This is a genomic window from Streptomyces sp. SA15 (assembly GCF_002291145.1).
Taxonomy (GTDB): Bacteria; Actinomycetota; Actinomycetes; order Streptomycetales; family Streptomycetaceae; genus Streptomyces.
In genome coordinates this window covers 1-22321 of record NZ_NTGE01000100.1, presented here as the reverse complement: position 1 = coordinate 22321, position 22321 = coordinate 1, and the positions used below count along the sequence as shown (strand labels likewise).

At 72.1% G+C, this 22321-nt stretch carries 19 protein-coding genes and 2 pseudogenes; 7 read left to right on the top strand and 14 right to left on the bottom strand.

The window, feature by feature from the left end; all coding sequences use genetic code 11:
* The 5 genes and pseudogenes from CLM62_RS22715 to CLM62_RS22695 form a co-directional block, all read right to left on the bottom strand.
* Window positions 1–231 (bottom strand): annotated as a pseudogene (locus tag CLM62_RS22715) (glycosyltransferase family 9 protein); the annotation flags it as partial.
* A complete protein-coding gene (locus CLM62_RS22710; protein ID WP_179382192.1) occupies window positions 228–815 on the bottom strand; it encodes an HAD family hydrolase in 588 nt (195 codons plus the stop codon). The gene CLM62_RS22710 and the pseudogene CLM62_RS22715, both read right to left, overlap by 4 nt.
* On the bottom strand, window positions 812–1840 hold the full coding sequence (locus tag CLM62_RS22705) for a glycosyltransferase family 2 protein (protein WP_095751747.1): 1029 nt from the start codon (window positions 1838–1840) through the stop codon (window positions 812–814). Before CLM62_RS22705 ends, CLM62_RS22710 begins: the two co-directional genes overlap by 4 nt.
* Window positions 1837–3462, bottom strand: a complete 1626-nt coding sequence (locus tag CLM62_RS22700; RefSeq protein ID WP_095751746.1) for a carbamoyltransferase C-terminal domain-containing protein — start codon at window positions 3460–3462, stop codon at window positions 1837–1839. The genes CLM62_RS22705 and CLM62_RS22700 overlap by 4 nt, the downstream gene beginning before the upstream one ends.
* Before the next feature lie 160 nt (window positions 3463–3622).
* Complete coding sequence (locus CLM62_RS22695) at window positions 3623–4585, bottom strand: UDP-glucuronic acid decarboxylase family protein (protein ID WP_095751745.1); 963 nt, start codon at window positions 4583–4585, stop codon at window positions 3623–3625.
* A 157-nt stretch (window positions 4586–4742) separates the two neighbouring features.
* Between CLM62_RS22695 and CLM62_RS22690 the strand changes: the two genes are divergently transcribed.
* Window positions 4743–5183 carry an Immediate-early protein 2 gene (locus CLM62_RS22690; RefSeq protein ID WP_095751744.1) on the top strand — a complete coding sequence of 147 codons (441 nt, stop codon included), beginning with the start codon at window positions 4743–4745 and terminating at the stop codon, window positions 5181–5183.
* A gap of 20 nt (window positions 5184–5203) precedes the next feature.
* On the opposite strand, the gene CLM62_RS22685 is transcribed toward CLM62_RS22690, so the two are convergent.
* From CLM62_RS22685 to CLM62_RS22665, 5 genes are all read right to left on the bottom strand, one after another.
* On the bottom strand, window positions 5204–6355 hold the full coding sequence (locus CLM62_RS22685) for an XdhC/CoxI family protein (protein WP_095751743.1): 1152 nt from the start codon (window positions 6353–6355) through the stop codon (window positions 5204–5206).
* Between the two features lie 51 nt (window positions 6356–6406).
* The gene (locus tag CLM62_RS22680; protein ID WP_095751742.1) at window positions 6407–7864 is read right to left on the bottom strand and encodes an NCS2 family permease; all 1458 of its coding nucleotides are present in this window, start codon (window positions 7862–7864) and stop codon (window positions 6407–6409) included.
* A gap of 130 nt (window positions 7865–7994) precedes the next feature.
* On the bottom strand, window positions 7995–10391 hold the full coding sequence (locus CLM62_RS22675; RefSeq protein WP_095751741.1) for a xanthine dehydrogenase family protein molybdopterin-binding subunit: 2397 nt from the start codon (window positions 10389–10391) through the stop codon (window positions 7995–7997).
* Window positions 10392–10393: 2 nt separating this feature from the next.
* Window positions 10394–10984 carry a (2Fe-2S)-binding protein gene (locus CLM62_RS22670; protein WP_095751740.1) on the bottom strand — a complete coding sequence of 197 codons (591 nt, stop codon included), beginning with the start codon at window positions 10982–10984 and terminating at the stop codon, window positions 10394–10396.
* Window positions 10984–11874: a xanthine dehydrogenase family protein subunit M gene (locus tag CLM62_RS22665; RefSeq protein WP_095751739.1), complete on the bottom strand. Its 891-nt coding sequence runs from the start codon at window positions 11872–11874 to the stop codon at window positions 10984–10986. Before CLM62_RS22665 ends, CLM62_RS22670 begins: the two co-directional genes overlap by 1 nt.
* A gap of 377 nt (window positions 11875–12251) precedes the next feature.
* Here CLM62_RS22665 and CLM62_RS22655 point away from each other — a divergent pair, with 377 nt between their 5' ends.
* Entirely contained in the window at window positions 12252–13925 is a 1674-nt protein-coding gene (locus tag CLM62_RS22655) for a PucR family transcriptional regulator ligand-binding domain-containing protein (protein WP_095751738.1), read from the top strand.
* A 351-nt stretch (window positions 13926–14276) separates the two neighbouring features.
* The gene (locus CLM62_RS22650) at window positions 14277–15050 is read left to right on the top strand and encodes a hypothetical protein (protein WP_095751737.1); all 774 of its coding nucleotides are present in this window, start codon (window positions 14277–14279) and stop codon (window positions 15048–15050) included.
* 42 nt (window positions 15051–15092) lie between these two features.
* On the opposite strand, the gene CLM62_RS22645 is transcribed toward CLM62_RS22650, so the two are convergent.
* Window positions 15093–15890 (bottom strand): GntR family transcriptional regulator, encoded by a 798-nt coding sequence (locus tag CLM62_RS22645; protein WP_257004015.1) that lies wholly within the window; start codon window positions 15888–15890, stop codon window positions 15093–15095.
* Window positions 15891–16046: 156 nt separating this feature from the next.
* Here CLM62_RS22645 and CLM62_RS22640 point away from each other — a divergent pair, with 156 nt between their 5' ends.
* Window positions 16047–16892 (top strand): (2Fe-2S)-binding protein, encoded by an 846-nt coding sequence (locus CLM62_RS22640; protein ID WP_095751736.1) that lies wholly within the window; start codon window positions 16047–16049, stop codon window positions 16890–16892.
* 306 nt (window positions 16893–17198) lie between these two features.
* On the top strand, window positions 17199–18242 hold the full coding sequence (locus CLM62_RS22635; protein WP_095751735.1) for a DUF2637 domain-containing protein: 1044 nt from the start codon (window positions 17199–17201) through the stop codon (window positions 18240–18242).
* A 153-nt stretch (window positions 18243–18395) separates the two neighbouring features.
* Here the strand turns inward: CLM62_RS22635 and CLM62_RS22630 are convergent, their stop codons facing one another.
* The gene (locus CLM62_RS22630; RefSeq protein WP_095751734.1) at window positions 18396–18857 is read right to left on the bottom strand and encodes an ATP-binding protein; all 462 of its coding nucleotides are present in this window, start codon (window positions 18855–18857) and stop codon (window positions 18396–18398) included.
* A gap of 161 nt (window positions 18858–19018) precedes the next feature.
* Here CLM62_RS22630 and CLM62_RS22625 point away from each other — a divergent pair.
* Window positions 19019–19295: pseudogene (locus CLM62_RS22625) on the top strand (hypothetical protein); the annotation flags it as partial.
* A gap of 75 nt (window positions 19296–19370) precedes the next feature.
* On the opposite strand, the gene CLM62_RS22620 reads toward CLM62_RS22625, so the two are convergent.
* Window positions 19371–19991, bottom strand: a complete 621-nt coding sequence (locus CLM62_RS22620) for a hypothetical protein (protein ID WP_095751733.1) — start codon at window positions 19989–19991, stop codon at window positions 19371–19373.
* 220 nt (window positions 19992–20211) lie between these two features.
* Between CLM62_RS22620 and CLM62_RS22615 the strand changes: the two genes are divergently transcribed.
* Window positions 20212–21609, top strand: a complete 1398-nt coding sequence (locus tag CLM62_RS22615) for a helix-turn-helix transcriptional regulator (RefSeq protein ID WP_257004014.1) — start codon at window positions 20212–20214, stop codon at window positions 21607–21609.
* Between the two features lie 12 nt (window positions 21610–21621).
* Here the strand turns inward: CLM62_RS22615 and CLM62_RS22610 are convergent.
* Window positions 21622–22321 (bottom strand): protein phosphatase 2C domain-containing protein (locus tag CLM62_RS22610; protein ID WP_143659127.1); only part of this gene is annotated, 700 nt, incomplete at its 5' end.

Below are 22321 nucleotides of genomic sequence, written 5' to 3'. Positions count from 1 at the left end.
GTCGATGAGTTGCTCGACCTCGCCGCGGCCGACGGGCGGGGGCGCGAAGCCCACCCAGGGCGCGTCCCAGACGAGGAGGTCGTCCACGCCCGGCAGCAGCCGGGCGGCGGGCGCGCCGCGCGGCCCGCACAGCAGGGTGACGGTGTCGGCCCGGGCCGCGACGGCGCGTACGGCGGGCCCGGCGAGCAGGACGTCGCCGAAGCTGTCGAGACGGCTGACGAGGGCTTTCATCCGCGCCCTCCGGTGTCGTAGGCGGCCTCGACGGTCCGCTCGTCGGCCAGGACGCGGCCCAGCGGCGGCCCGTTCAGTACGGCGCGCACGGCGGTCGTCAGGTCCTTCGCCACGTGGTCGGCACCCGCCGTCTCCTCCGGACGGGTCTCGGGCGTCGGGACGAGGATCCCGTGGGCGCCCGCCCGGCGTGCGGCCTCCACGTCCGCGCCGATGTCGCCGACGACGACGCACTCCGACGGCGCGACGCAGACACGTCCGGCGGCCCACAGGATCAGGCCCGGTTCGGGTTTGCGGCAGTGGCAGCCGTCGTCGGGGCCGTGCGGGCACACGGCCCATACGTCGAAGGGGCCGAGGAGCACGTCGACGCGGTGGTTGACGCGGCGCACGTCGGCGTCGGTGAGAAGTCCGCGTGCGATGCCGGACTGGTTGGTGACGACGCCGGTGCGGATGCCCCGCCGGCGCAGCAGGGCGAGCGCCTCGTGGGCCCCGGCGACGGGGCGGACGCGGTCGGGGTCGGCGTTGTAGGGCACGTCCTCGACGAGGGTGCCGTCGCGGTCGAACAGCACGGCCCTGACGCGGCTCACGGCGCCACCTCCCGCCATGCGGGGGCGTTCCGGTACCGCCACAGGCCGCTGAGCCAGTGCCAGGTGGCCACGGGCGGGATGAGCGCGCTGGTCGCGAGCATGGTGGTCACCTCGTACCGGGTGCGCGGTCCGGGGACGATGCGCGACCGGGCGAACTCTCCGGTGCCGGCGGCCCAGCCGAGCGCGGCGGCCGTCGCTGCCCTGCGGCGGCCGAGTGCCGCGAAGACGCACGCGGCGGCACCGGCCGTCGTGATCGCGAGGTGGGCCCGCAGCCGGCCGCGCGGGGCGACCGCCTTCTGCCACCAGTCGGGGCCGTGCAGATGCCGCATGAGGGCGTCGTCGGCGTTGCCCCGCTGGGCGCGCAGGGACTCCCAGCGGGAGGCGGGCCGCACGGGATGCCGGGTGGTGCGGCGGCCCTGCCGGACGCGCCACCCGGCGTCGAGGACGCGCAGGGCGAGGTCGGCGTCCTCGCGGAAGGCACGCCGGAAGCGTTCGTCGAAGCCGCCGACCTGCCTCAGCGCGTCCGTGCGGTAGGCCATGTCGGCGGTGATCCAGTGGGCCCGCGCGAGACCGGCGGTGTTGCGTTCCCAGTCGGTGGGGCGGCGCTCGCCGGGCAGCGGTACGGCGATCACGCCCTGGACGCCCGCGGTGTCGGGGGTCGTGTCGGCGAGGTCCTGCGCCAGTTGCTCGCACCAGTGCGGGCCGACCTGGACGTCGTCGTCGAGGAAGGCGACCCAGGGCGAGTCGACCGCGCGCAGGCCGGCGTTGCGGGCGGCGGCGGGCCCGCGTCCGCCGCCGCGGACCACCGTCGTACGGTCGCGCAGGTCGCCCAGCACGCTGAGCGGATGTTCCAGCGGTCCGGGGTCCGGATCGGGCCGGTCGTCGACGAGGACGATCCGCTCCGGCTTCGGCCCGGTCGCGGCGGCGAGGGCGGCGAGGCAGTCGGCGAGGGTGTCGCGCACGAGGGTCGGGATCACGACGGCGTAGGCGCTGTGGGTGCCGGTCAGGCTGCTCGTGCCGCTCATGCGAACGCCCTCCCCCGGCGCACCGCGTACGGCCCGATCGCCAGCAGGTCGACGGGCGCGGAGCCGAAGCACTCCAGCGCGTCGCGCGGATCGTCGACCATGGGCCGACCGGCGGTGTTGAGGCTGGTGTTGACGACCACGGGCAGCCCCGTGCGGCGTTCGAAGGCCCGCAGCATCCGCGCCACCAGCGGCTCCTGCCGCTCCTCGACGGTCTGGATGCGGGCGGTGCCGTCGACGTGCACGACGGCCGGGATACGGTCGCGCCATTCCCGTACGACGTCGTGCACGAACAGCATGTACGGGCTCGGCAGCGGCCCGGCGAACAGTTCGTGGGCACGCTCGGCGAGGACCATGGGTGCGACGGGCCGGAACTCCTCGCGGCCCTTGACGTGGTTGAGCCGCTCCAGGTTCTCGGCCCGGCCGGGATGGGCGAGCAGGGAGCGGTGCCCGAGGGCGCGCGGCCCGTACTCGCTGCGCCCCTGGAACCAGGCCACGATGCCGTCCCGGGCGAGTTCCTCGGCGACGGTCTCGGCGATGTCGTCCGGCCGTTCGTACGGTACGGCGGCCTCGTCGAGCCGGGCGCGCAGTTCCTCGTCGCTCCAGCCGCGGCCGAGGTCGGCGCCGGGCATGGCCTCGGGGTTCTCCGCGATGTGGAGCGCCCCGCCGAGCGCCGTGCCGGCGTCCCCGGCGGCCGGCTGCACCCACACGTGCCGGTACGGCCCACGCGCGGCGATCTTGGAGTTGGCGACGCAGTTGAGGGCGACGCCGCCGGCCAGGGTGAGCGCGTCGCCGCCCGCCTTGCCGTGCAGCCAGTGGACGAGTTCGAGGAGGACCTCTTCGAGCGCGGCCTGGGCGCTGGCGGCGAGGTCGGCGTGGTCCTGGGTCCATTCCTCCCCCTTGGCGCGGGGCGGGGCCAGGGCGGTCCAGTCGACGCCGTGGGCGCTGAAGCCGCCGTCGCCGGTCGGGTGGACGTACTGCCGCAGTTGGGGCAGGAAGCGCGGCTTGCCGTAGGAGGCGAGGGCCATCACCTTGTACTCGTCGCTGCTGCGCAGGAAGCCGAGGTGCTCGGTGAGCTCCTCGTAGACCAGTCCGAGGGAGTGGGGCAGCGCCTGTGCGGCGAGGGTGTCGAGCGTGCCGTCGCGGTAGCGGCCGGCCAGGTGGGAGGCGGCCTCGCCGCGCCCGTCGAGGACGAGGACGGCGCTGTCCGGGTGTGGGGAGGCGGGCCCGGCGGAGGCGGCGTGCGCCACGTGGTGCGGGACGAAGACGACCCGGTCGGGGTCGAGGCCGGGCAGGGCCTCCGACAGGAACTCGGGGGCCCGGCGCGCGTACTCCAGGCGCAGCGGGTCCCAGGGGTCGTCCAGCCCCATCTCCCGGGCGGGACGGGCCAGTTCGGGGTCGAAGGAGTAGGTGACGGCGTCTAGTTCGTCGGGTCGCAGGCCCGCCCGCCGAAGGCACCAGCGGGCGGAGAGTTCGGGCAGCTCCCACGCGGAGAACGGCACCGGGCGCTTGCCGTGCTTGCGGCGGCTGAAGCGCTCCTCCTCGGCTGCCGCGACCGTACGGCCGTCGACTACGAGTGCGGCGGCCGGGTCGTGGAACAGGGCGTTGATACCAAGGATGCGCATGGGGTGGCTCCCGTCCCGTGCGGCTTGTGGGGGCTCTGAGCTTGGCGAGTGCCGCACTGCAGTTGTCTCAAACACTTGGAGACGACTTAGCGCGAAATGGGACGATTTTTTACTCGACGTATTGCTCTGGGTACCGCTCTGTAGCGGGTCCGGGTCCGCCTCAAGCGGCCACGGAGCGCGAGAACCAGCCGATCGTCCGCTCCAGGCCCTCGCTCCAGCCGACCCGCGGCTGCCAGCCGAGCCGCTCGCGGGCCAGCCGGGTGTCGGGCCGGCGCCGGGCGGGGTCGTCGGCCGGGCGCTCCACGAACCGTATCCGGGACGAGGAGCCGGTGAGCTCGATGATGCGGCGGGCGAGCTCGAGCATGGTGATCTCCTCGCCGCCGCCGATGTTCACCGGCCCGTTCTCGGCGGACGCGGCCAGGGCGAGAACGCCGTCGACCGTGTCGTCGACGTAGCACAGCGACCGGGTCTGGCCGCCGTCGCCGGCGACCGTGAGGGGGGCGCCGTCCAGGGCCTGCGAGACGAAGGCGGGGACGGCGCGGCCGTCGCCGGTGCGCATGCGTGGGCCGTAGGTGTTGAAGATGCGGACGATGGCGGTGTCGGTGCCGTGCACCTTGCGGTGGGCGGTGACCAGGGCCTCGGCGAAGCGCTTGGACTCGTCGTAGACACTGCGCGGGCCGATCGGGTTGACGTTGCCCCAGTAGTCCTCGTGCTGCGGGTGCTCCAGCGGATCGCCGTACACCTCGGAGGTGGAGGCGAGGACGAAGCGGGCGCCGTCGGCGCGGGCCCGCTCCAGCGCGTTGCGGGTGCCGGTGCTGCCGACGTCGAGGGTCTCCAGCGGCAGCCGCAGGTAGTCGACGGGCGAGGCCGGGCAGGCGAAGTGCAGGACCAGGTCGAAACGGCCGGGCAGGCCGCGCAGGGCGGCGGGATCGGTGGCGTCGGCGCGTACGAAGCGGAAGCCGGGGCGCTGCTCCAGGTCGGCGACGTTGGCGCGGGATCCGGTGGCCAGGTTGTCGAGGCACACGACATCGGTGTCCTCGGCGACCAGTCGTGCGCACAGATGGGATCCGACGAATCCGGCTCCGCCGGTGACCAGGGCCCGGCGCCGGGCGAAAGCGCTCATGGGGGCTCTCCTCCCTCTCGGCTTCACTTTGGTGTTGGCGCGAGTAACCCGGCGGCGGTGGGACATGCGTCGCCCGAACGTTCGGTCAAGTCCTTACAGAGGCCTGCCGTATACGAACGCACAGCTCAGCGGCCCGAAGTCCCCTTACGATCGTCCCGTGGCCAACTTCCTGCTCGAACGCACGGCCCCGCTCCCCCTCGACGAGGCGTGGCGCCGCCTCACGGAGTGGCCCCGGCATGCCGATGCCGTCCCGCTGACCCGCGTCACCGTGGTCACTCCTCCGCCGACGGGTGAGGGCACACGCTTCGTGGCCCGTTCGGGGCTCGGCCCGTTCGGCCTCAGCGACCCGATGGAGGTCACGCTCTGGCGCCCGCCCAGGGACGACCTGCCCGGCCTGTGCCGCCTGGAGAAGCGGGGCCGGGTCGTCCTGGGGTGGGCGGAGATCGAGGTGCGCCCGGGGCCGGGCGGCCGCAGCCGGGTGATCTGGCGCGAGGAGCTGCGGGTCCGGCTGCTTCCCGGCTTCTTCGACCCGCTGGTGAGGGGTGCGGCGCGTTACCTGTTCGGGCGGGCGGTGAACCGGTTGCTCAGGCGGGGATGACAGGTACGGCGGAACGCCGTTCAGGCCACCGATCCGATCCGCCCCGAGGGCTCCGACGGCACGTCGTGATGGATCGGCGTGTGGGCGCCGGTCAGTGAGACCCCGCTGCCGCCACGCCGGCCCGCGACGATCTCGGCGGCGATGGACAAGGCGGTCTCCTCCGGCGTACGGGCCCCGAGGTCCAGCCCGATCGGGGACCTGAGCCGCGCCAACTCCAGCTCGCTCACGCCGACTTCGCGCAACCGCTCGTTCCGGTCGAGGTGGGTGCGCCGGGAGCCCATCGCGCCGACGTACGCCACCGGCAGCCGCAGGGCCAGCTTCAGCAGGGGTACGTCGAACTTGGCGTCGTGGGTCAGGACGCACAGCACTGTACGGCTGTCGACCTCTGTGCGCTCCAAGTACTCGTGCGGCCACTCGACGACCATCTCGTCGGCCTCGGGGAAGCGGGCCCGGGTGGCGAACACCGGGCGCGCGTCGCACACCGTCACGCGGTAGCCCAGGAACTTGCCGATCCTCACCAGCGCCGAAGCGAAGTCGATCGCGCCGAAGACGATCATCCGGGGCGGCGGGACGGACGACTCGACGAGCAGCGTGAGCGGCGCCCCGCAGCGAGAGCCCTGCTCACCGATGTCCAGGGTCCCGGTGCGTCCGGCGTCCAGGAAGGCGCCGCCCTCCGCGGCGACCGTGCGGTCCAGTTCGGGGTGGGCGCCGAAGCCGCCGTCGTAGGAACCGTCGGGGCGGATCAGCATCGCGCGGCCCACGAGGTCCGCCGGACCGGAAACGATCCGCGCCACCGCCGCCGTCCGACCGCCCGCCGCCGCGGCGAGCGCGGCGGCGGCCACCGTGCGGACCCGGTCGCCCGCCCGTACCGGAGTGACGAGGATGTCGATGACGCCGCCGCAGGTCAGGCCCACGGCGAAGGCGTCCTCGTCGCTGTAGCCGAAGCGCTCCAGGACCGACTCCCCGTCCTGAAGGGCCTGTTGGCACAGCTCGTAGACCGCGCCCTCCACACAGCCTCCGGAGACCGAGCCGATCGCCGTGCCGTCCGCGTCGACCGCGAGGGCCGCGCCGGGCTGTCGGGGCGCGCTGCCGCCGACGGCCACCACGGTGGCCACGGCGAAGTCGCGCCCCTGCTCGACCCACCGGTGCAGTTCTTCGGCGATGTCCAGCATCTGTCTCGGTCTCCTTGACTGCGGTTGTGTGGAGGGCGGTCGGGGGCGCGGCTAGTGCACTCCCAGCCAGCTCTCGATCGGGTTGAGGGCGAAGTAAACCAGGAAGATCGCCGTCAGGCCCCACATGAAGGCGCCGATCTCCCGTGCCCTGCCTTGGGCCAGCTTGATGGCCACGTACGAGATCACACCGGCCGCGACGCCCGCGGTGATGGAGTACGTGAACGGCATGATCACGACGGTCAGGAAGACCGGGATCGCGGTGGCGCGGTCGCCCCAGTCCACATGGCGGGCGTTCATCATCATCATGGCGCCGATCACCACCAGGGCGGCGGCCGCGACCTCGCCGGGCACGATCGCCGTCAGCGGGGTGAAGAACAGGCAGGCCGCGAAGAACAGGCCGGTGACGACGGAGGACAGTCCCGTACGAGCGCCTTCGCCGACGCCCGTCGCCGACTCGACGAAGACCGTCTGGCCGGAGGCGCCCGAGACGCCGCCGATCGCGCCACCCGCGCCGTCGATGAACAGTGCCTTGGACAGACCCGGCATCCGGCCCCGCTCGTCGGCCAGCTCGGCCTCGGTACCGACACCGATGATGGTGGCCATCGCGTCGAAGAACCCGGCAAGCACGAGCGTGAACACGATCATGCCGACCGTCATCGCGCCGACCTCGCCCCAGCCGCCGAACTCGACGCGGCCGAAGATCGAGAAGTCGGGCATGGAGACCGCGCTGCCGTGCAGTTCGGGAGGGCCGCTCGCCCACTGCTTCGGGGCGATGACGTCAGTTGCGTTGAGGAGCACGGCGAGTACGGTGCCGCCGACGATGCCGATCAGGATCGCGCCGGGGACGCGGCGCGCCTGAAGCATGAAGATCGCGAGGAGGGTGACGGCGAACAGCAGCACCGGCCAGCCGGCGAGTTCACCGGTGGGGCCCAGGCTGACCGGGGTCGCCTCGCCCTGGTGCACGAACCCGGCCTTGTAGAAGCCGATCAGGGCGATGAACAGGCCGATGCCCATGGTGATCGCGTGCTTGAGCGCGAGCGGAATCGCGTTCATGATCATCTCGCGCAGGCCGGTGACGACCAGCAGCATGATGACCACGCCGTACATCACGCACATGCCCATGGCCTGCGGCCAGGTCATCTGGGGGACGACCTGGGAGGCGAGGACTCCGGAGACGGACAGGCCCGCGGCGAGCGCGAGGGGCACCTTGCCGACGATGCCCATCAGCAGGGTGGTGAGGGCCGCCGCGAACGCGGTGGCGGTGATCAGCGCCTGCTGGCCGAGCGTGTCCCCCGCGGCGTCCTTGCCGGACAGGATCAGCGGGTTGAGCAGGAGGATGTACGCCATCGCCATGAAGGTGGTGACGCCGCCGCGCACTTCTCGCGCGAGCGTGGACCCCCGGTGGGATATGTGAAAGTAGCGGTCGAGCCAGGACCTGCCGGCCGGGACGCGGGTGCCTTCGCCCGCGTCCTCGGCTGTGGTCCTGGGCTCCAGTGACTGTTGGGTCATGGGGCCGTCTCCCAAGTTTCAGAGGGGGTTGGGATGTGCACGACCCGGGGGACGGCCCGAGACGAACGTGGTACTTGCTGACCGGCGCCGGGGTGGCCGTGGATGAGCAGTTGCCCGGCGCCGGGGTGCCTTACGCGGTTCCCGTCAGGTGTTCGGGGCGTACCGGCGTCCTGTTCAGTTCCAGGCCCGTCGCGTTGCGGATCGCCGCGAGGACGGCCGGGGTCGAGGACAGGGTGGGGGCCTCGCCGACACCACGGAGCCCGTACGGCGCGTGGTCGTCGGCGAGTTCGAGCACGTCCACGGGGATGGTCGGCGTGTCGAGGATCGTGGGGATCAGGTAGTCCGTGAAGGAGGGGTTCCGTACCTTCGCCGTCTTCGGATCGACGACGATCTCCTCCATGACCGCGACGCCCAGCCCCTGGGTCGTACCGCCCTGGATCTGGCCGAGCACGGACAGCGGGTTGAGCGCCTTGCCGACGTCCTGTGCGCAGGCCAGTTCGATGACCTTGACCAGGCCGAGCTCGGTGTCGACCTCGACGACGGCACGGTGGGCGGCGAAGGAGTACTGGACGTGGCCGTTGCCCTGGCCGGTGCGCAGGTCGAATGCCTCGGTCGGCCGGTGCCGCCACTCGGCCTCGACCTCGACGGCCTCGCTTTCGAGCACGTCCACCAGGTCGGCGAGCACTTCGCCGCCGTCGGTGACGACCTTGCCGCCCTCCAGGAGGAGTTCGGCGGTGGCCCAAGCCGGGTGGTAGGAGCCGAACTTGCGGCGGCCGATCCGAAGGACCTTCTCGCGCACGAGCTCGCAGGAGTTCTTGACGGCGCCACCGGTGACGTACGTCTGCCGCGACGCGGACGTCGAACCGGCGCTGCCCACCCGCGTGTCCGCCGGATGGATCGTCACCTGTGCGACGCCCAGCTCGGTGCGGGCGATCTGCGCGTGGACGGTGACACCGCCCTGGCCGACCTCGGCCATGGCCGTGTGCACGGTCGCGACAGGCTCGCCTCCCACGACCTCCATGCGCACCTTGGCGGTGGAGTAGTCGTCGAAGCCCTCGGAGAAGCCGACGTTCTTGATGCCGACCGCGTAGCCCACGCCCCGTACGACGCCTTCGCCGTGCGTGGTGTTGGACAGACCGCCGGGCAGCTGCCGTACGTCCGCGCCCTCGCTGCTCTCCCACTGCCGCTCCGGCGGCATGGGCATCGCCTTGACGCGGCGCAGGAGTTCGGCGACCGGCGCCGGGGAGTCGACGGGCTGGCCCGTCGGCATGAGGGTCCCCTGCTCCATGGCGTTGAGCTGCCGGAACTCCACCGGATCCATGCCCAGCCGCTGCGCCACCTTGTCCATCTGCGCCTCGTACGCGAAGCACGCCTGGACCGCGCCGAAGCCGCGCATGGCGCCGCAGGGCGGGTTGTTGGTGTAGAGGGCGAGCGCCTCGATCTCGACGTCGTCGACGACGTACGGGCCGATGCCCAGCGAGGCCGCGTTGCCGACGACCGCCGGGGAGGCGGAGGCATATGCGCCGCCGTCGAGCACGATCCGGCACTTGACGTGGGTCAACTTCCCCTCGTGCGTCGCCCCGTGCTCGTAGTACAGCTTGGCCGGGTGGCGGTGGACGTGCCCGAAGAAGGATTCGAACCGGTTGTAGACGATCTTCACGGGCTTGCCCGTGCGCAGCGCCAGCAGACAGGCGTGGATCTGCATCGACAGGTCCTCGCGCCCGCCGAACGCGCCGCCGACACCGGACAGCGTCATCCGCACCTTGCTCTCGGGCAGGCCGAGGACGGGCGCGATCTGGCGCAGGTCGGAGTGGAGCCACTGGGTGGCGATGTAGAGGTGGACACCGCCGTCCTCGTCCGGCACGGCGAGGCCCGACTCCGGGCCGAGGAAGGCCTGGTCCTGCATGCCGAACGTGTACTCGCCCTGGACGACGACGTCGGCGCGTTCCCGGGCGGCGGCAACGTCACCGCGGACGATCGGCTGGCGGTGGACGATGTTCGGGTGCGGGACGTGGCCGATGCGGTGGTCGGTGCGGCCCTCGTGGACGAGGATCGCGTCCGGGGCGGTCGCGGAGGCCTCGTCGGTGATGACCGGAAGCTCCTTGTACTCCACCTTGATCTTCGCGGCGGCGCGGCGCGCGGTCTCCGGATGGTCGGCGGCGACGACGGCGACCGGCTCACCGTGGTGACGGACCTTGCCGTGGGCGAGGACCGGGGTGTCCTGGATCTCCAGGCCGTAGTTCTTCACCTCGGTCGGCAGGTCGTCGTACGTCAGGACGGCGTGGACGCCCGGGAGGGCGAGCGCCTCGCTCGTGTCGATGGACACGATCTCGGCGTGAGCGACCGTCGAACGCAGGATCTGTCCCCAGAGCATGTCCTCGTGCCACATGTCGGACGAGTACGCGAACTCGCCGGTGACCTTGAGGGTGCCGTCCGGGCGGAGCGTGGACTCGCCGATGCCGCCCTTGGTCCGGGAGCCCTGGGTGATCTTCGTGGGAGTGCCGTTGGGTGCGCCGTTGGTGGGCATGCTCAGACCGCCTCTGACTGCCGGACGGCCGCCAGGCGGACCGCGTCCATGATCTTCTCGTAGCCGGTGCAGCGGCACAGGTTGCCCGACAGCGCCTCGCGGATGTCCGCGTCGGTCGGGTTCGGGTTGCGCTCGAGCATCTCGTCGGCGGCGACCAGCAGACCCGGGGTGCAGAAGCCGCACTGCACGGCGCCGGCGTCGATGAACGCCTGCTGGACGGGGGAGAGTTCGGTGCTTTCGCCGGTCTGGGAGTGCTGTCCCTTGGCGGCCCACCGCTTGGCCTCATCCAGAGATGTGCCGGATTCCGCGGAAGTGTCACATTTTTCGGAGCCACATGCCCGCTGCCTGACGTACTCAGCGAGCCCTTCGACCGTGACGACCTCACGGCCTTCCACCTGGCCCGCCGCGACCAGGCAGGAACACACCGGCACACCGTCCAGCCGCACCGTGCACGACCCGCACTCACCCTGCTCGCAGGCGTTCTTCGAACCCGGCAGACCGAGCCGCTCCCGCAGCACGTACAGCAGGGACTCGCCCTCCCACACGTCGTCGGCTTCCTGCGGACGGCCGTTGACCGTGAAATTGACGCGCATCAGGCGACTCCCTCCGTGCGGGCGGCGGTGCCGCGATACGACTCCCAGGTCCAGGTCAGCGTCCGGCGGGCCATGACACCGACCGCGTGCCGGCGGTAGCTCGCCGTGCCCCGGACGTCGTCGATCGGGTTGCAGGCGGCGGCGCACAGGTCCGCGAACCGCTTGGCGACCGACGGGGTGATGATCTTCCCGCTGTCCCAGAAACCGCCCTCGTCGAGCGCCGCGTTCAGGAACTCCTCCGCGGCCTTGGCGCGCACGGGCGTGGGCGCGGCGGATCCGATCCCCGTCCGGACCGTACGGCTCTGAGGATGCAGCGCGAGCCCGAACGCGCACACGGCGATGACCATGGCGTTGCGCGTACCGACCTTCGAGAACTGCTGCGGCCCGTCGGCCTTCTCGATGTGCACGGCCCGGATGAGCTCGTCGGCGGCGAGCGCGTTGCGCTTCACGCCGGTGTAGAACTCGTCGATCGGAATGCGGCGCGAGCCGCGCACCGACTCCGCCTCGACCTCGGCGCCCGCGGCGAGGAGAGCCGGATGGGCGTCGCCGGCCGGGGAGGCGGTGCCGAGGTTGCCGCCGACGCCGCCGCGGTTGCGGATCTGCGGGGAGGCGACGGTGTGCGAGGCGAGGGCGAGGCCCGGCAGCTCGGCGCGCAGGTTCTCCATGATCTCCGTGTACGGGACGGAGGCACCGAGCCGGACGCTCTCCTCGCCGACCTCCCACTCGTAGAGGTCACCGATGCGGGTCAGGTCGAGGAGGTACTCGGGCCGGCGGTGGTCGAAGTTGATCTCGACCATCACATCGGTGCCGCCCGCGATCGGCACAGCGGTGGGGTGCTCGGCTTTCGCGGCGAGCGCCTCCTCCCAGCTGGCGGGGCGAAGGAAGTCCATGACCGGCTCTCTTCTTCGTCTCGTGGGTCGTCCAGATCGAGCCAATCCGTGTGCGGCGGGCCCGGCTCGTTCATGTGCTGTTCACGCTCAGTGGAGCCAGTACACAGCGCTGTGCGCCGACCGGGTCAGTCACGGAAACCATGAAGGAGTTGGCTGGCCAGGGCGGTCATCTTGTAGATTCGTATGAATGGAGGCCAGCAGAAACCTCCCTGTTTTCCTGTGGAAACGGGAGCCACCCCCCGTGTGACCAGGGCCACAGCCTGAAGACAGCCACGGCGACGGCGAGCACCGCTCACCACCCCGCTGAACGGGCCCCTCCCCCCGACACCCTCCACAACTCATCGTAGATTTCGAGACACAGAACGGCGGCGACGAGAATGCGGCTGCGCGCACTGCTGGACACCGACGCGCTGGGCCTGCGGCTGCTCGGTGGTGAGGACGAGCTCGACCGCACCGTACGCGGCGTCATGACCACCGACCTGAGGGACCCCAGCCGCTACCTCTCGGGCGGGGAACTGGTCCTGACCGGCCTGGCCTGGCGCCGGAACGCCGCCGACTCCGAGCCGTTCGTACGGATCCTGGTGCAGGCCGGCGTGGCCGCCCTCGCGGCCGGCGAGGCGGAACTGGGCGACATCCCGGACGACCTGGTCGTCGCCTGCGCCCGCCACCACCTCCCGCTCTTCGCGGTGCACGAATCAGTGGCCTTCGCGACGATCACCGAACACGTCGTACGGCAGGTCTCGGGCGAGCGGGCAGGAGACCTCGCGGCGGTGGTCGACCGGCACCGCCGCATGATGACGTCGGGCCCGGCGGGCGGCGGCCCGGACGTGGTCCTGGACCTGCTCGGCTCGGACCTGGACCTGCGCGCCTGGGTGCTCTCCCCCGCGGGCCGCATGATCGCCGGCCCGAGAGCCGCGGCCCCCGGCCCGCCCGCCGACGTGTGCGCGAAACTCGCCGCCGAACACCTGGCGGCCGTCCGCACGGGCCGACGCGGCCCCCACCGGGTGGCGCTCGGCTCGACGACGTACTCCCTCTTCCCGGTCCGCAGCAGCGGCCGCTCTCCGCAGGGGTCCCGGGACGTGCGGGAGACGGTCCTGTCGGACTGGCTGCTGGCCGTCGAGGCGGACGCCGGTGACTGGCCGGAGGAACGCCTGGACCTCCTGCAGGGCGTCACCCAACTCATCGCGGTCGAACGGGACCGCAGGGACGCGGCCCGCACGGTCCGCCGCCGCCTGGCCCAGGAGGTCCTGGAGCTGGTGCAGGCCGGCGCGCCCCCCGCCGAGATCGCGGCCCGCCTGAGGGTGGCCGCCCCCGTACTCCTCCCCGGTCTCGGCGCGGCCCCGCACTGGCAGGTGGTGGTGGCCCGGGTCGAGTGGCAGGACGGCGGCCTCGAAGGAGGCCCGGTGGCCCAGTCCCTCCTCGAGGAAATCCTGGTGGACCCGCTCGCCACGGGGCCCGAGCCCTCGGACCGCATCGCGGTGGCCCACACGGGCGACGAGGCCATCGCGCTCGTACCCCTCCCCGCGGTCTCCTCGGAACACCACGGCTCGGAAGCGGGCATCGTCGCCGACATGCTCCTGGAATCCGTACGGGACCCCCTGTCGGCCGGTCTGGACGACGACGGCCGGGTCACCCTGGGCGTCAGCGCGTCCGTCCACTCGGCGGAGGGCCTGCGCGGCGCACTGGAGGAAGCCCGCCACGCCCGCCGCGTGGCCGCCGCCCGCCCCGGCCGGGTCTGCGCGGCAGGGCACCAGGAACTGGCCTCCCACGTCCTCCTGCTCCCCTTCGTCCCGGACGACGTCCGCCGAGCCTTCACGGCCCGCCTCCTGGACCCCCTCCGCGACTACGACCGCCGCCACCGCGCCGAACTGATCCCCACCCTGGAAGCCTTCCTCGACTGCGACGGCTCCTGGACCCGCTGCGCGACCCGCCTCCACCTGCACGTCAACACGCTGCGCTACCGCGTGGGCCGGATCGAGCAGTTGACGAGTCGGGACCTGTCACGGCTGGAGGACAAGCTGGACTTCTTCCTGGCACTGCGCATGAGCTGAAACCTCAGGGCCCCCTGAGTCCCACGACTTTGTGAAATCCTTCACCCACCCCCTTGGCCAGGCCCGTCGATTCGTGCTGAGATGCCGCCACCACTCAACAGCTCGATGGCGTGCTGGGCCTGTCCTTCGGATCAGGTCGGTGTTGAAGGGCGGTGCCTGGCAACGCCGGTGAGCGGGGCTTGGTGCGTGCAGCTGCAAGGCGGAGGAGGGAGTCGACGCGATGGGGGTCCCCCCGCGCGAGCCCACGTTCGAGCGTGGGGGAGTCGGCGACCGACGACAACGCCGCAGATGTGCGTGCCAAGCCCCGCGACCCCGAGCTGATCCGAAGGACAGGACCTTGGGGAGGGCAACGTGGCGCTTACCGCCATGTCTGGTAACGGAACGACCGCCGGTGACGATCCACTCCAGACCGCGGTATGGCGGTTGCGCTCACGCGCCTGCTGGGGCGACGCGGCCGCCCTGCTCCAACCCGTCACCGCACCGGCCTCGCTCCAACGGGCCTCCCTGCTCGTGGAACGCTGCCTGTACACGGAGGAGGGCTGGGAGGAGGCCGAGGACGCGCTGCGCACGGCCGAGGCGCTGGCCCACGGCGACGACGAGCGGGGCGCGGCCGCTTGTGAACGCGGGCAACTTGCGTACGCGGCGACGCTGCACGGCGTGCGGGACCGAGCCGACGAGGCGCGTGCGGCGCTCGGCCGGGCCGCGGCGCTCATCCCCCCGGGCTCTGAGCAGCGGGCCCTGCTGGACTTCCGCCGGGGCCTGCTGGCGGAGAACCTGACCGGCTCGCCCCAGGCGGCACGCGCCGCCTATCGCCGCGCGCACGCGGGCGCCACGGCCCACGCCGACCCGCTCCTGCTCTCCTTCACCTGGCGTCACCTGGCCGGACTCGCCCTGCGGGACGGCGAGTTGGCGGAGGCCCGGCACGGCTTCGCCGAATCCCTGCGGATCCGTGAGGAGTTGGGCTACCTGGTCGGTACGGCCCCGGCACTGGCGTCCCTGGCAGACGCGGAAACGGAACCGGAGGCGTCCCGCCTCCGCGAGGAGGCCCGCCGCTTGTTCCGCCTGCTCGGGGGCGTCCCGACGTGGCTGGCCCGCCAGTTGGCTCCGCCGGCGGGGGCGGCGTAACCCTGGCCGGTGAAGGCACCCGTCGTGAGGCCCGTCAAGGCCTCACGACACTCCAGCGAAGTGCTCCCCCACCAGTCCCCGCACCACATCCACGTCCCGCGCGATCAACGCGTCCAGCAACGCCATGTGCTCCGCCGCGTCCGCCACCAGCTCCGCCCGCCCCCGCACCCCGGGCGGCCCGCCCACGAGCGGCCACTGAGCCCGTCGATGGAGGTCCTCCGCGATCTGGACCAGCTGTTCGTTGCCCGCCAACGCCAGCAGCGCGCGATGGAAGGCCCGGTCGGACTCCGCGTACGTGGCCCGGCATCCGGAGGACGCGGCCCGAACGGTCGCCTCGGCCAGAGGCCGCAGCTCGGCCCAGCGTTCGGCCGGCACCGTGCGGGCCAGCCGCAGCATCACCGGCACCTCGATCAGCGCCCGCACCTCCGCCAGCTCCGCCAGCTCCCGCGCCCCCCGCTCGACCACCCGGAACCCGCGATTCGGCACGACCTCGACCGCGCCCTCCAGCGCGAGCTGCTGCATGGCCTCCCGCACAGGTGTGGCGGAAACCCCGAAGCGTTCACCGAGCACGGGAGCGGAGTACACCTCGCCGGGCCGCAGATCACCCGCCACCAAGGCGGTACGCAGGGCGTCGACGATCTGCCCCCGCACGGAGGACCGCTGGACAGCGGGACGGCCACGCTCATCGCCGGGGCACGGAATCGGCTGCTCGCTATGGGTGTGCTCACCCCGCGCAGCCCCAGCGGTAGCGCCCCGCTCCCGATCCATGTCCGCGGCCCGGGCCTGCGACGGCACCCGCACCGCCCCCACCCCGGCGGAGCCCTGCAGACCCTGCTTCACGGGCTCCTCCTCCGGACGTGTCAGTACTTGAGGTCATTACGGCGGCTTGTTACTCGCCCGTCAAGCACCTTAGGGGCAGAAGCCACCAGTTCACATCCCCATGATGTTCGATAAGGTAAGCCTTACCTCAAGACGTCAGCGAATCGGTGGTCCCGTATGCCCAGCCCCCACTCGCCCGTCACGGCCGCGTACGCCCGCGTCACCCAAGCCCTGCCGACCCTGACCGTCATGGAGCTCAGCCCCGGCGAGCAGGCCCCCGAGGGCGGCGGCTGGGTCACCGCAGCCGCCCTGGCGGACGGCGGCGCCGGCCTCGACGCCTTCCTCGCGTGGGACGACGCACAAGTACTCCGGGACCACGGCCGCCCCGCCCGCCCCGACGTGACCGCCGGCTTCGGCCTGCACCGCTACGCCTGGCCCGCCTGCCTCCTGATCACCGCACCCTGGTTCCTGCACCGCCGAGTGCCCCGCTACCCCGTGACGAACGTCTCGTACGACCGCACCCAGGGCCCCATGGCCTTCGCCGTACGCCCCGGCCCCTTCGCCTGCCTGCCGGACGACCCCGCGGCGACACTCCCCGGCGCCCGCCCCGTCCCCGACGAGGAGGCCCTGCGGGCCGAGGTCCGCGCAGCCGTCGCCGAGCACATGGGGCCCGTCCTCGCCGGCTTCGGCCCCCGCATGCGCCGCCGCGGCCGCGCCCTGTGGGGCATGGTGACCGACGAGATCGTGGAGAGCCTGTGGTACGTCGCGGAACTGCTCGGCGAGGACGAGCAGCGGCGGGCCGAGCGCGAACTCGAACTGCTCCTGCCGGGCGCGACCAAGCCGTACGTCGGGTCGGCCGCCTTCCGTGAACTGACCGGCCCGAACGGCGAGGCGCTGCCCACCCGGGACCGGGCGAGCTGCTGCATGTTCTACACGCTGGATCCGGAGGACACCTGCGTCACCTGTCCGCGGACGAGCGACGCGGACCGGGTCACCAAACTCTTGGCCGCCGCTCCCAGTTGAACCACCCTGAGAACCGAGGCCGTTCCGGCATCCCGTAAGATCGCCGCGAGCAGGACTCCCGCCAGGTAACAGGCAATTCACAATTTCCTCACAGGCCTCAGGAACTTTCCGAGGAACCATCCGTACGGGTAGTCTTATTCGAACTCAACTCCCGCCCCTCAAGCGGCAGTTCGAGCAGAACGCCGCCTTGGGCACCCCCCTTGCAATTCCTTGGCGGCCTCTTGCCCCGAAACCCCCTGAGGGCCGTTGGGATTGGGCCACTATGGCGGGCGTTGTTACGCCCTATCCCAATGCAAGGGACCCCAGATGAGACTGACCGACATATCGCTGAACTGGCTGCTTCCGGGCGCCGTACTGCTCCTGGGCATGCTGGCGGCGGTGGCGGTGCTCGCGCGCGGCAAGCGCTCCTCCGGGGAGAACGCGAGCGCGGACGACTCGTGGGAGCGCAGCGAGGAGCGCCGCAGGCGCAAGGAGGCCATCTACGGCACCGCCTCCTACGTCCTGTTGTTCTGCTGTGCGGCGGTGGCCGCCGCCCTCTCCTTCCACGGCCTGGTCGGCTTCGGCCAGCAGAACCTGAACCTGTCCGGCGGCTGGGAGTATCTCGTCCCGTTCGGCCTGGACGGTGCGGCGATGTTCTGCTCCGTACTCGCGGTGCGCGAGGCCAGCCACGGTGACGCGGCGCTCGGCTCCCGGATACTCGTATGGACGTTCGCGGGCGCCGCGGCCTGGTTCAACTGGGTGCACGCGCCCAGGGGCCTCGGCCACGACGGTGCCCCGCACTTCTTCGCCGGCATGTCCCTGTCGGCGGCCGTACTGTTCGACCGCGCGCTGAAGCAGACCCGCCGGGCCGCCCTGCGCGAGCAGGGCCTGGTGCCCCGTCCGCTGCCGCAGATCCGCGTGGTCCGCTGGCTGCGGGCGCCCCGTGAGACGTACAAGGCCTGGTCGCTGATGCTCCTTGAGGGCGTGCGCAGCCTGGACGAGGCGGTCGACGAGGTGCGCGAGGACAAGCGCCAGAAGGAAGCGGCCCGACTGCGCCGGCGCGAGCAGGAGCGCGTGGAACGCGCACAGCTCAAGGCGATCAGCCGGGGCCACCGCGGCTTCGTCGGCCGCGGCCGGCAGCTGGAGGCACAGGCCACCCTGGAACGGGCCTCCGACCGAGTCTCCGCGGAGCCTGCCATATCGACGCCGGAGCAACTGCCCCCCGTACGCCAGCGGCCCTCCCTGCAGCCCGTGCGCAGCGGATCTGAGCCGGTCACCGTCGACCTCACCGCGGAGGACGACACAATGGCCCTGCCGCGCCTCGACTCCCTGGAGCGCAAGCTCAAGGACCTCGAGCAGCAGTTCGGCTAGGCCCACCGGATATCACAGGAGGGGGGAGCGGCTCTAAGAAGCCGCTCCCCCCTCCCGTTTGTTGATGGCCCCCCGTTTGTTGATGCCCCGTTCGTTGATGGGCCCGTTCGTTGATGGCCCGTCTGTTGATACGGGCCTTCGGTTGATGCCCCGTCAGGCGACCCCCGCGTCCAGCTCGAACCACACCGCCTTGCCCACTCCGTGCGCCCGCACGCCCCACGCGTCCGCGAGGGACTGCACCAGGATCAGGCCCCTGCCGTGCGTACCGTCGTCGGCGTTCGGTACTCGCGGAGTGGGCCTGCGGGCCACGAAGTCCCGCACCTCCACCCGGAGCCCACGGGGTCCGACGGAGGCCGTCAGGACCGCGTCGTGGTCGGTGTGGATGAGCGCGTTGGTGACGAGTTCACTGGTCAGCAGTTCCGCGATCTCCGATCGTCCGGGCCTGCCCCAGTGCCGTAACAGCTCGCGCAGTGCCTTGCGTGCCTCGGGCACCGCCCCCAGGTCCGCCCGTCCGAGTCTGCGCTTGAGCCGCGGCGCCGGAGCCTCTTCCCCGGCGCTTTCGGCGTTGTCGGCGTCGTCCCCCACTGTCTCCACCGAGAAGGCCCCTATCGCCATGGGACCACCTCCTCGCACCTGCCTCTTCATGACCCCCGCCCGCGTGCCGATGTCGGTTCCCCTCCTGCTCGAACACGTTCACGGGGATCCATGCCCCGTCGCACACGCGGCAGTCATGCCGAATCATCGACGACCAGGTGTTCGGCCAAGCTGCCGGTGCCTCCGTGCACCAGCCGCACATCTGGGAGCGGATCAAGCAGGCGGTGGTGGACGGCAACTGGGCGCCGGCCGGCTCCATGTGGGTGGAGTCCGGACGCCACCATGCCCGGCGGCGAGGCGCTGGCCCGGCAGATCGTGCACGGCAAGCGGTTCTTCGCCGAAGAATTGGGCGTGGAGACGGAGGAAATCTGGCTGCCGGACTCCTTCGGTTACACGGCCGCCTTCCCCCAGCCGGCGAAACTGGCCGGAATCCGCTGGTTCCTCACCCAGAAACTCAGCCGGCGTAGCCGCCGCGGGGCCGCCCGCCCGACCCCCGTGCGGGAGGGCGGCCCCGGTCTTTTGGTGGTCGTGCGGTCAGTGGAGCTTGTTCACCGCCGTGGTGGTCGTCTTCTTGAAGGCCTTCACCGGCGCGTCGTCGAAATCCCCCAACTGGCCCCAGTCGACGACCGTCACCGTCCGGCCGTCCCGGCCGACCGAGAGGAGGCGGATGTCGGTGGCGCCCCAGGAGGCCTCGGTGTGCAGGCCGTAGACGTGGGCGCCCTCCTCGACGGACAGCGGTCCGTAGTCCTCGAGCGTGGCGTCGATCTCCGGGTCGGACTGCTCGATCCACGCCGGGCAGGACCGGATGTCCTGGTTCAGCCGCGAGGCGAGGCCCTTGGCCGATCGGATGTCCGGCAGCACGACGGAGATCTGACGGGCGCTCGCGTCGACATCGGTCCGGAAGTCGCGGTGCCAGGAGGAGTCGTGGCCCGGCAGCGCCATGCTCAGGCAGCTGTCCACCTCCACGTCCTCCGGTATGCCGCCGGTGACCTTGCCGGCCGTCCAGGACGAGGTGGGGTGGGGCGGCAGGTCCGCGGCCGAGAGGAAGCCGGGCGCCTTGGTGGCGGCGTCAGCCGGGACGGCGAGCACGGAACCGAGGGCGAGGCCTGCGGCGGCGAGTACGGTGAGCGCGCCGGCTCGGGTGCGGTTGGGCATGGGTGTTCCCCCGTGAGTGAGTGCATGGGTGTGGTAAGTGCATAAGGGTGGTTGCCGCCATGACGCCGGATGGTCGATGCCGGGTGGTCAGTGCCGGATGGTCGGTCCGGCCCTGGTCGGTGCGACACCAAGAGCATCAGCGGTCACGGCCGGCGGACGCAACAGGGGACGCCGGATCCATCAAGGTGGAACCGTCCCAGCCCGTCTGACGTGCAGATATATGGAGTGCCTGGGATACCGTCCCGGGTCGGGAGGACACGGGGGAACGGTGTCGGAACCACACGAGGACGTCGAGGAGTTCGCGGCGCTGCTGCGACGGCTGAAGGAGCGCACGGACCGCAGTTACGGTTCGCTGGCCCGCCGTCTGAACATGAACACCTCCACGCTGCACCGCTACTGCGCCGGTGAGGCGGTCCCCGTGGACTTCGCCCCGGTGGAGCGGTTCGCCGCGTTGTGCGGGGCGTCGGCGCAGGAGCGGCTGGAGCTGCACCGGTTATGGCTCCTGGCGGTGGCGGCACGGCAGCGGCCCCGTACGGCGACCGACCCGACGCAGACGGAGACGGAGACGGCGGACGGTGCTTCGGAGGCTTCGGAGGCTTCGGAGGAACCCGGCGCGCAGGAGGATCCCGCTCCCGCGAAGGACGATCCCGCTCCCCCACCCCGCCCCTGGTACCGCCGCCGACGCACCCTGGTGAGCGCGGCCGTCGCGGCGGTGCTCCTGGCCACCCTGGGCAGCCTCTCGGCCCTGCCGTCCGACCGTCGTTCCCCGACGGACGACCCCGCGCAGGCCCAGGCCACGGGCCCGTCCCGAACGACGGCGCCGGGCGCACCTCACCGCCCCTCGACCACTTCCACTTCGCCGAGCCCTTCTGCCGGCAGCACTCGGCCCCCCTCCTCCTCGACCGACGAAGGAACCCCGGCGAAGCCCTCGGGAAAAGCACCCGCCGAGAGCCGCGCCCCCTCAGGAAGCGCCGAGTCGGGCCGGCCCGCCGCCTCCGCCGCCGTCCCCCTCACCTGGACCGCCGACTCCCAGGTCTGGGCGATGGGCTGCGGTCACGACTACGTCATCGCCAAGCCGCCGCGGCAGGTCCCCCCGCCTCCGGCCCCGCAGGACGCCGGCACCTGGGCGGGAACGCAGAGCGCGGTGCACGGACGCGAGACGAACGTACGGATCTCGGTGCAGGGGCGGACCTCCACGGCCGTAGTCCTGGACGCACTGCGCGTCCGGGTCGTCGGACGCGCGGACCCCGCCCCGGGCAACGCCTACGCCATGGACAACGGCTGCGGCGGAGCGGTCACCCCCCGCTACTTCGGCGTCGACCTGGACATCGACCGCCCCATCGCCCACCCGGTCGACGGCAACGACACGGGCACGCCGATCCCGGCCATGCGCCTGCCCTACCGCGTCTCCGCCGAGGACCCCGAGGTGCTGCTGGTCACCGCCCGGACCGAGGGCTGCGACTGCCGCTGGTACCTGGAGCTGGACTGGTCCTCCCAGGGCCGCACCGGCACGGTCCGCATCGACGACCACGGCAGCCCGTTCCGCACGAGCGCCATCAAGGGGCTGCCGCGCTACGCGTACGACACCTCGACGCGCCAGTGGACGCCGTACTCCTGACGAGGTCGCAGGTCACGCCTCCCAGACGGCGGCGGCCGTACGGTCGTCCGAGTACCCCTTGACCCTCACCTGCGTGTCGGCGAGGAACGCGGCGAGGCCGGGCGGCGTGGGGCCGGACCACCGGCCGGTCAGGTACTCGCACAACTCCGGCTCACCCCGCAACGGCTCGGCCAGGCCGCCGGTGCACATCAGGAGCGTGTCGCCCGGGCGGGCGACGGAGGCGCGGAAGCGGAAGGGTTCACGGAGCGGTTCGGGGGCGGGCTCGTACGGGCTCGGGGGCGTGGGTATGCCCAGGTCCATGGTGAGCCGGTCGCCCTCCGGCGTCTCGGAGGGCAGCGACCCGAAGCCGACCACGGGCTCGCCGGTGACGTCCTGGACGCGCGGCTCGATGTCCTGCCACTCGCCGTCCCTGAGCCGGAACAGTCCGCCCGCGCCGACGCCGAAGAACACGCGCGTACGGCACCCGGGATCGGCGGGGAGCAGGAGGCAGCGCAGGGTGGCCGCGTACTCCTCCGGGTCGATGCCCTGCTCGGCGGCGCCGGCGCGCAGCTTGCCGAGGCTGCGGTCGGTGAGGCGGTGCAGGCCGGATTTCAGATCGCCGCGGCGGCCGGCCCTCATGTCCTCGGCGAGCCGTGCGTGACTGCGGCCGACGGCCCGGCCGATCCAGTGGCAGGCCGCGGCGGCCGCGCGGTGCGCGCCCGGCGTGGCGCGG